Consider the following 7,367-nt stretch of genomic DNA (forward strand, 5'->3'; position numbering starts at 1 on the left):
GGCGCTCGCCCCCTATAAGCTTACTGCACTGGCAAACATTCCCTGCAACCACACAACCTCAGCGCATACGCTGACAGCTTCCCGGCCACACTGTGAAGGCTCTCTTCACGATTTCTCTCAACTGCATAAAAAGTTGCGGTAATTGTGAGGATTTTATGGAGATTCATCTCGTTACATTGTAATGATAATTGTTATCATTAATATTCTCGATCTCATTTGCATTGTTTTGAAAAGGATATTTACATGAGATCGCCGCAATATTCTGTGCCCACGACCCTGGCGCTGGTCATATCCAGTCTCCTCGCCCCTAACGCCTTTGCTGAAGAATCAGAACAAGATACCGAAACGATGATTGTGCGCAGTACGGCGGAAGAGGCGCTTAAGCAACAGCCCGGGGTGTCGATTATCACGGCTGAGGATATTGCTAAGCAGCCGCCGGTCAACGATCTCTCAGACATCATCCGTAAAATGCCCGGGGTGAACTTGACCGGCAACAGCGCCAGCGGCAGTCGGGGCAACAACCGCCAGATTGATATCCGCGGCATGGGGCCGGAGAACACCCTGATCCTGATAGATGGGGTACCGGTCACGTCACGTAACGCGGTTCGCTATAGCTGGCGCGGCGAACGCGATACCCGGGGCGACAGCAACTGGGTACCTGCCGAAATGGTCGAACGGATTGAAGTTCTCCGCGGTCCGGCAGCCGCGCGCTATGGTTCCGGCGCGGCGGGCGGAGTGGTCAATATCATTACCAAACGTCCGACCAACACCTGGCACGGTTCGCTGTCTTTCTTCACCAACCAGCCGGAAAACAACAAAGAAGGCACGACCAATCGCGCTAACTTCAATCTCAGCGGCCCACTGGCCGGCGAGGCGCTGACGATGCGCCTGTATGGCAATATCAATAAAACGGAACCCGACGCCTGGGATATTAACCATGCGCAAAACGGCTCTTACGCTGCGGGGCGCGAAGGGGTCCGCAATAAAGACATTAACGCGCTACTGTCATGGAAAATGACCCCGCAACAAATTCTCGATTTCAGCTACGCCTATAGCCGTCAGGGGAATATCTATGCTGGCGATACCCAGTACAGCAACGGCAATCTTAGCCCGAACGGGCTGGTGGACTCCCTGTACGGCCACGAAACAAATCGCCTCTATCGCCAGTCCTGGGGACTCACCTACAACGGTCTATGGGATTGGGGTCAGTCCAAAGCCGGTGTTTACTACGAGAAAACCAACAATACCCGCCTGCAGGAAGGCTCTACCGGCCGCGTCGAAGGCATGATCAACAGTGAAGATTATGCCACCAGCCGTCTGGAATCCTGGCGTACTACCTCGGAATTCAATGTGCCTTTCTTCTGGCTGGCGGACCAGACGCTGACGCTGGGAATGGAATGGAACCATGATCAGCTCGACGACCCGGCATCGATGCAGGCCACTAACAGCAACGGCGAGACTATCCCTGGGACCTCGGGCGACCCTACGCAACGCAGTACCAAAAACAGCGCCACCCTCACCGGTATCTATCTGGAAGATAATATCGAAGCCGTGCCCGGCACCAACCTGATCCCCGGCATTCGCTTCGATTATCATAATCAGTTTGGCAGTAACTGGAGCCCCAGCCTCAATCTGTCCCAGGAGCTCGGCGATATGTTCACGCTGAAGGCCGGTATCGCGCGCGTGTTTAAAGCGCCAAACCTCTATCAATCCAGTAAAGGATATTTGCTCTCCACCCGCGGCAACGGTTGTCCAAACACGATCGCTGAAGGCAGCTGCTACCTGCTGGGTAACCCTGACCTCGACCCGGAGATCAGTATCAACAAAGAGATCGGTATCGAATTTAACCTTAATGGTTACGCTGCCGGAGTCACCTGGTTTCGCAACGATTACAAAAACAAAATCGTCTCCGGAACAGAGGTACTGGGCTATACCTCCAGCGGCAATAATATTTTGCAATGGCAGAACGGCGGCAAAGCCGTGGGCGAGGGGCTGGAAGGAAATCTGCTGATCCCGGTGCTGAGAGATGTCCTCAGCTGGCGGACCAATGCTACCTGGATGCTCAAATCTGAAAGTAAAGAGACTGGCAACCCGCTGTCGGTTATCCCGAAATATACCGTTAACACGATGCTCGACTGGCAGGTAAACGACGCCCTGTCTGCGAATGTGAACTGGACGCTTTATGGCCGTCAGAAGCCGCGTCAGTATGCGGAGATCCGCAACGAAACCGGGACCCTTGCGACCACCGAGGTTGGCGCCTATTCCATCGTGGGTATTGGTACTCAGTATCAGCTAAACCGGGATATTCGCCTGAATGCCGGAATAAGTAATCTATTTGATAAACAACTGTATCGCGAAAATGCCGGCGCCTCGACCTACAATGAGCCTGGCCGCGCGTATTACGCCGGCGTTACCCTCTCCTTCTGAACCACCGCGCCCGCGCCAGCGGGCGGATTCCCCTATTCTCACTACGCTATTTTCATAGTAGCATCCCGCTGATCGTCTTTGACCACAACAGAGTAGAGCATGACAACAACAGATCTCGCCCCAAAGGGCGAAATGGTTTTACGCACCCTGGCAATGCCGGCGGATACCAATGCCAACGGGGATATTTTTGGCGGCTGGCTGATGTCGCAGATGGATATTGGCGGCGCCATTATGGCCAAAGAGATCGCCCAGGGTCGCGTGGTGACCGTGCGGGTGGATGGGATGACCTTTTTACGCCCGGTCGCCGTTGGCGACGTGGTGTGCTGCTACGCCCGCTGCGTGAAGCGCGGCAACACCTCGGTGACAATCAATATCGAAGTGTGGGTGAAAAAAGTTTCTTCAGAACCGATTGGCCAGCGCTACAAGGCGACGGAAGCGCTGTTTATCTACGTTGCCGTTGATAATCAGGGAAAACCACGTCCTCTGCCAGCGGAATAAGAAGGTGCCCGGCTTGCCGGGCACCTGACTTACAGAAAGCCCAGCAGCGAAAAGAAGAAGTAACCGATGACAATCACGATCACCGGCAGCACGTACAGTGGGAAATACTGCACCAGGATAGTATGGCGCGGTACCACAATGCGTTCAGCAAGCTGCTCGCGGGTTAACCCATCTGCGCCTTTGGCCTGTTCGAGGATCAGCTGATCCTCAATCCCCTCGCGGAGAAATTTCGCCTGCCGCGCCATTCGCGCGCCGGAAGCCTGCAGGGCCATGCCGACGAACACCAGAATGAAGATGATCCAGAAGCCGATGTTCAGGCTATGGTGAAAATCCGGCAGCGGCGAGTTGTACCAGAAAAAGTTCAGGAACGGCGTGTTAAAGCGCATCATCTCGATCATCACGTGCGCAAAATCCATCATTACCGCATCAATGCCGGGTTTCTTTTCACTGTGCTCATACATAAATTTGAGCACAGAAATCAGCGTCGACAGCACGGCGGGAATAAAGATAACCCATCCTAAAATGCGTTTGATAACCGCTATGCGTCCAGCTTGTTGGTACGTCATGAGTTCCCCTTGTTAAAGACGCGTTGGTGGTTCGCCTGCTGCCTGTTGCGTGGCGCTGGCTTCCCTCGCTCCCCCGAGTATGTCGGGTATAAGTCTATCTGCCACGGCGAATTTCGCCCAATAATGCGCGGTATGATATACCATGATTGCCGATTCGTTTATCTGATTACGCAACAGGAGAAGGACATATGTCAGCGAAGCGCCGCATTGAGGCCGCGATATTTGATATGGACGGGTTGCTGATTGACTCGGAGCCGCTCTGGGATCAGGCGGAGGTCGAGGTCATGGAGAGCCTGGGAGTGGATACCCGTCGCCGCGATGAACTGCCCGACCTGCTCGGTCTGCGAATCGACCTGGTGGTGGATCTGTGGTACGCGCAGCAGCCGTGGCACGGCGTAGACCGGGCGGAAGCTACCGCGCGCATTATTCGTCGCGCCATTGAGCTGGTGGAAGCCTCACGCCCGCTGCTGCCGGGCGTACGCGAGGCAGTGGCCCTGTGTAAAGCTCAGGGCTTAAAGGTGGGCCTGGCCTCGGCCTCGCCGCTGATGATGCTGGAGAAAGTGCTCGATATGTTTGAACTGCGCGACCAGTTTGATGCTCTCGCCTCCGCGGAGCATTTACCCTGGAGCAAACCGCACCCGCAGGTCTACCTCAACTGCGCCGCTGCCCTGGGAGTCGACCCGCAGCGCTGCGTCGCGCTGGAGGATTCGGTCAACGGCATGATCGCCAGCAAAGCCGCGCGCATGCGGTCTATCGTGGTGCCGGAAGCGGAGAACAGCCGCGACCCGCGCTTTGCGCTGGCGGACGTCAAGCTTCCGTCACTGCTGGCACTCACTGCTGAGAACTTGCTCGGCTAAGACCGCTGGCGGGTGCAACAATCGCTGTCACGCCGCCAGCTACAAAATCAAAACATTGTTTCATTTTAATTGTAATTTTGTTTTCCTCCCTCTATGCTGGTCACAGGTGGCGTCATCGTACGCCAGTAGATCAGCTGACAGAGGTGAATATGGTACTGAACGCCTTCGACCTGACGGGTAAGGTCGCCATCGTGACCGGTTGCGATACCGGCCTGGGACAGGGAATGACGCTGGGCCTGGCGCAGGCCGGGTGCGATATCGTCGGCATCAACCGTAAAATTCCCCATGATACGGCCGCCCAGGTGCTGGCGCTGGGCCGCCGCTTTCACGCCATTCAGGCGGATCTCAGCCAAGAGAATGATATGAGCGGTCTGGTCGACCAGGCGGTGGCGGCGATGGGCCGGGTCGATATTCTGGTCAACAACGCCGGAATTATCCGCCGCCATGATGCCCTGACCTTCACGGAAAGCGACTGGGACGCGGTGATCGACCTGAATCTCAAAGCGGTTTTCTTTCTCAGCCAGGCGGTCGCCAGGCAGTTCATTCGCCAGGGGGAAGGCGGGAAAATCATTAACATCGCCTCGATGCTCTCGTTTCAGGGCGGGATCCGCGTCCCCTCCTACACCGCCTCGAAAAGCGGCGTGCTGGGTTTGACCCGTCTGCTGGCCAACGAATGGGCTGGCCAGGGTATCAACGTCAACGCCATAGCGCCCGGGTATATGGCCACCAATAACACCCAGGCGCTGCGCGAAGATGAAGAGCGTAACCAGGCGATCCTCGAGCGCATTCCCGCTGGTCGCTGGGGAGCGCCGAAAGACCTGCAGGGGCCGGTGGTGTTTCTCGCCTCATCAGCGGCCGACTATATTAACGGCTATACGCTGGCCGTCGATGGCGGATGGCTGGCGCGCTGAGAGTTTGTGACAAAGAGTTACACCGTCACCTCTTCCGTACACTGTATAAAAACCCTATACTGTATGAATCGACAGCTTAGGGTGTGTTATCATGACGGCGGAAGGCCATCTCTTCTTTTCAATCGCCTGCGCAGTATTTGCCAAAAACGCAGAGTTAACGCCGGTGCTGGCGCAGGGCGACTGGTGGCATATTGTGCCCTCGGCGGTATTGACCTGCCTGTTGCCGGACATCGATCACCCAAAGTCGTTTCTTGGCCAACGGCTGAGCTGGATCTCAAAGCCCGTGGCGCGGGCCTTTGGCCACCGCGGCTTCACCCACAGCCTGCTGGCCGTCTTTGGCGCGCTGACGCTGTTCTATCTGAAAGTGCCTGACAGCTGGATTGTCCCGGCAGACGCTCTCCAGGGCCTGGTGCTGGGCTATCTCAGCCACATTCTCGCCGATATGCTCACCCCCGCCGGTGTGCCGCTGCTGTGGCCCTGTCGCTGGCGCTTCCGGCTGCCGATCCTTGCGCCGCGCAAGGGCAATCAGCTCGAACGCGCCTTGTGTATGGCGCTGTTCGTCTATGCCGTCTGGATGCCGCAGACGCTGGCGGACAACAGCGCGATACGCTGGTCATCCGGGGTGATCAATTCCCTGCAGATCACCTTCAATCGCTTTATAAGTCACCAGAGTGGGCGATAAAGCGGCGGAAAACGCCATTTGGTTATAACCCATTCCATTTGAATATAAGTCCTTGATAACGCCTTCTGCTAACCTTGCCGTCATAAGAGCTGGTTATCCACCAGCCCAGGTTATAAAAATATCAGGAGAACGGGGATGAACTTTCCATTAATAGCGAACGTAGTCGTGTTCGCCGTATTACTGTTTGCGCTGGGGCAAACACGCCATAAACAGTGGAGCCTGGCCAGAAAAGTGCTGGTCGGTCTGGCGACTGGCGTGGTATTTGGTCTGGCGCTGCAGCTAATCTACGGGTCTGACAGCCAGGTGCTGAAGGATTCCATCCAGTGGTTCAATATCGTCGGCAACGGTTACGTCCAGCTGCTGCAAATGATTGTTATGCCGCTGGTCTTCGCCTCCATCCTTAGCGCGGTGGCCCGCCTGCACAATGCCTCGCAGCTGGGGAAAATTAGCTTCCTGAGCATCGGTACTCTGTTGTTCACCACCCTGATCGCCGCCCTGGTTGGCGTGCTGGTGACCAATATGTTCGGCCTCACCGCCGAGGGTCTGGTCCAGGGCAGCGCGGAGACCGCCCGTCTGAACGCCATCCAGAGCAACTATGTGGGGAAAGTAGCGGATCTCAGCGTCCCGCAGCTGATCCTTTCCTTCGTGCCGAAGAACCCGTTTGCTGACCTGACCGGGGCTAACCCAACCTCCATCATCAGCATCGTCATTTTCTCGGCGTTCCTCGGCGTCGCAGCGCTTAAGTTGCTGAAAGAGGATGTGGAAAAAGGCCAGCGCGTGCTGACCGCGATCGATACCCTGCAGGGCTGGGTAATGAAGCTGGTTCGTCTGGTCATGCAGCTGACCCCTTACGGTGTGCTGGCCCTGATGACCAAAGTGGTTGCCGGGTCGAATTTGCAGGACATCATCAAGCTTGGCGGCTTCGTGGTAGCCTCGTACATTGCGCTGGGTATTATGTTTGTCGTCCACGGCCTGCTGCTGGCGATTAACGGCGTCAGCCCGCTGAAGTACTTCCGTAAAGTCTGGCCGGTGATCACCTTCGCCTTTACCAGCCGCTCCAGCGCCGCCTCCATTCCGCTGAACGTTGAGGCGCAAACCCGTCGTCTCGGCGTACCGGAGTCGATTGCCAGCTTCTCCGCCTCCTTTGGCGCCACCATCGGCCAGAACGGCTGCGCTGGTATCTATCCGGCAATGTTGGCGGTGATGGTCGCGCCGACCGTGGGCATCAACCCGCTGGATCCGATGTGGATTGCCACCCTCGTGGGCATCGTCACCGTCAGCTCGGCGGGCGTCGCCGGGGTGGGCGGCGGCGCGACCTTCGCCGCGCTGATCGTCCTGCCGGCGATGGGGCTGCCGGTGACCCTGGTAGCCCTGCTCATCTCCGTCGAACCGCTGATCGATATGGGGCGTACCGCGCTGAACGTTA

7 protein-coding genes are annotated in these 7,367 nt (G+C 56.8%); 6 read left to right on the top strand and 1 reads right to left on the bottom strand.

The genetic code is table 11. From position 1 onward, the window contains the following. The first annotated feature begins 243 nt into the window (after window positions 1–243). Together HMPREF9538_RS17705 and yciA are read left to right on the top strand one after the other, a co-directional pair. A complete protein-coding gene (locus HMPREF9538_RS17705; RefSeq protein ID WP_009484652.1) occupies window positions 244–2,427 on the top strand; it encodes a TonB-dependent siderophore receptor in 2,184 nt (727 codons plus the stop codon). A gap of 99 nt (window positions 2,428–2,526) precedes the next feature. Continuing rightward, the gene (gene yciA, locus HMPREF9538_RS17700) at window positions 2,527–2,925 is read left to right on the top strand and encodes an acyl-CoA thioester hydrolase YciA (protein WP_002901629.1); all 399 of its coding nucleotides are present in this window, start codon (window positions 2,527–2,529) and stop codon (window positions 2,923–2,925) included. Between the two features lie 29 nt (window positions 2,926–2,954). Here yciA and HMPREF9538_RS17695 read toward each other — a convergent pair whose 3' ends face one another. After that, window positions 2,955–3,491, bottom strand: coding sequence for a YniB family protein (locus HMPREF9538_RS17695; RefSeq protein ID WP_002901627.1), 537 nt, complete (start codon window positions 3,489–3,491; stop codon window positions 2,955–2,957). A gap of 188 nt (window positions 3,492–3,679) precedes the next feature. On the opposite strand from HMPREF9538_RS17695, the gene hxpB reads away from it, so the two are divergent. The 4 genes from hxpB to HMPREF9538_RS17675 form a co-directional block, all read left to right on the top strand. Continuing rightward, entirely contained in the window at window positions 3,680–4,348 is a 669-nt protein-coding gene (hxpB, locus tag HMPREF9538_RS17690) for a hexitol phosphatase HxpB (RefSeq protein ID WP_004140335.1), read from the top strand. 149 nt (window positions 4,349–4,497) lie between these two features. Further along, window positions 4,498–5,259 (top strand): 2-dehydro-3-deoxy-D-gluconate 5-dehydrogenase KduD, encoded by a 762-nt coding sequence (kduD, locus tag HMPREF9538_RS17685; protein ID WP_004176511.1) that lies wholly within the window; start codon window positions 4,498–4,500, stop codon window positions 5,257–5,259. A 91-nt stretch (window positions 5,260–5,350) separates the two neighbouring features. Beyond that, on the top strand, window positions 5,351–5,941 hold the full coding sequence (locus HMPREF9538_RS17680) for a metal-dependent hydrolase (RefSeq protein WP_002901611.1): 591 nt from the start codon (window positions 5,351–5,353) through the stop codon (window positions 5,939–5,941). Between the two features lie 135 nt (window positions 5,942–6,076). After that, the coding region (locus HMPREF9538_RS17675; protein ID WP_009484653.1) for an L-cystine transporter at window positions 6,077–7,367 on the top strand (1,291 nt) is incomplete at its 3' end.

The sequence above is a fragment of the Klebsiella sp. MS 92-3 genome, from assembly GCF_000195655.1.
Lineage (GTDB): Bacteria > Pseudomonadota > Gammaproteobacteria > Enterobacterales > Enterobacteriaceae > Klebsiella > Klebsiella pneumoniae.

What these genes read in the sequence shown, in the direction of transcription:
- HMPREF9538_RS17705 (WP_009484652.1), top strand. Translation starts at nt 244, where the DNA reads ATGAGATCGCCGCAATATTCTGTGCCCACGACCCTGGCGCTGGTCATA.
- hxpB (WP_004140335.1), top strand. Translation starts at nt 3,680, where the DNA reads ATGTCAGCGAAGCGCCGCATTGAGGCCGCGATATTTGATATGGACGGG.
- HMPREF9538_RS17695 (WP_002901627.1), bottom strand. Translation starts at nt 3,491, where the DNA reads ATGACGTACCAACAAGCTGGACGCATAGCGGTTATCAAACGCATTTTA.
- HMPREF9538_RS17680 (WP_002901611.1), top strand. Translation starts at nt 5,351, where the DNA reads ATGACGGCGGAAGGCCATCTCTTCTTTTCAATCGCCTGCGCAGTATTT.
- yciA (WP_002901629.1), top strand. Translation starts at nt 2,527, where the DNA reads ATGACAACAACAGATCTCGCCCCAAAGGGCGAAATGGTTTTACGCACC.
- kduD (WP_004176511.1), top strand. Translation starts at nt 4,498, where the DNA reads ATGGTACTGAACGCCTTCGACCTGACGGGTAAGGTCGCCATCGTGACC.